General features: G+C 37.0%; 1 protein-coding gene and 1 pseudogene. Both read right to left on the bottom strand.

All coding sequences use genetic code 11. The annotated features are described in order from the left end of the window. The coding region (locus RR876_RS16545) for a RepB family plasmid replication initiator protein (RefSeq protein ID WP_332637136.1) at window positions 1-132 on the bottom strand (132 nt) is incomplete at its 3' end. 678 nt (window positions 133-810) lie between these two features. Beyond that, a pseudogene (locus RR876_RS16540) lies at window positions 811-1137 on the bottom strand (hypothetical protein); the annotation flags it as partial.

Genomic DNA, 1137 nt, shown 5'->3' with positions numbered 1-1137 from the left:
GCTATTTTCCGTGATGCCTTGTCCCGTTTCTCTTGCTTCAGCTATTGCCAAAAGAATAAGACGTTGCTCAACAGTATCTAATGTATAACTTGCTTGAATCAGAGCATTATCTTTTACAACTAACTCGGCCATTTTTTTAATATAAATCAAATTTAACTAGGTCATACCATAAACTATTTTAACTAGGTTGTAAAACAACCTATTAATTAGGTCGATAAACCTAGTTTTATGGGTCGATAAACCTAGTTTTATGGGTCGATAAACCTAGTTTTATGGGTCGATAAACCTAGTTTTATGGGCTTTGAAACATTTGCTATTAAAGGCTTTCAGCCTGTCTAAAAGCATTAAAAACTATTAAAAATAATTAAAAGCCTAGTCTGGTCAAAATTGCCCTTGGTTTTCGCTACGCTCAAACTCTATTGAATCTCGCTTTCGCTCGATTCGGGGGGCAATTTTTTGGTTCTTTTCGTTGTGAATTTGAGAAAAAGCAAAGGCAACTCGGAATTCGCTTCGCTCATAGAGCTTTATGCTCGCTTCGCTCGGTCTAGGCTCAAATTTTTGCATCTAAACTTCACTTTTTTAGGTTAATTAACCTAAAAAAGCGGTTTTTCAGAGGGCCGAGGCGCGAATTTTGGGGATGTCGCTCGTAGACACTCGCTTGGTTAAGCCGTTCTTATCGTTTATAGATGCTGTGTCATTTGCTTCTATTTGCGTTTAGAGGCACTTTTTTGTTTTTTGGGTACTGATCTCTAGTTCAGTTTGAAATGATCGTACTATGGCGAAAATACAGCGTTTAAACGTGATGTTTGTTCATTGCTCTGGTGTTTTGTTGAATGGGTTTCTTGGATCTGTTTTTGCTGTTTCAATAAGTCGATTCATATTTTTTGTGGTTGGCATTCGTTGAACGATGGCCTCGATTTCTTCAATTGTTCCCAGATTCCTTTTGAGCTGTCTAAAACTGAGATATGCATGAATCATGTCGGCCAGTTTATCTAAATCACTATTATCCTGTGAAAAACTAATCGATGCCTTTCTCAAAGATTCGATATAAAGCGATCCTATAAAGTATTTGATCTGGTGTTCTCGTTTTTTCTGTTGTTTCTGGCTTTGTTTTTCCTTTTGTTGTTCTGGATTCAG

The sequence above is a fragment of the Acinetobacter sp. genome, assembly GCF_036666595.1.
GTDB lineage: Bacteria > Pseudomonadota > Gammaproteobacteria > Pseudomonadales > Moraxellaceae > Acinetobacter.
Note: the sequence above shows the minus strand (reverse complement) of the source record. Positions and strands in the feature narration are given on the sequence as shown.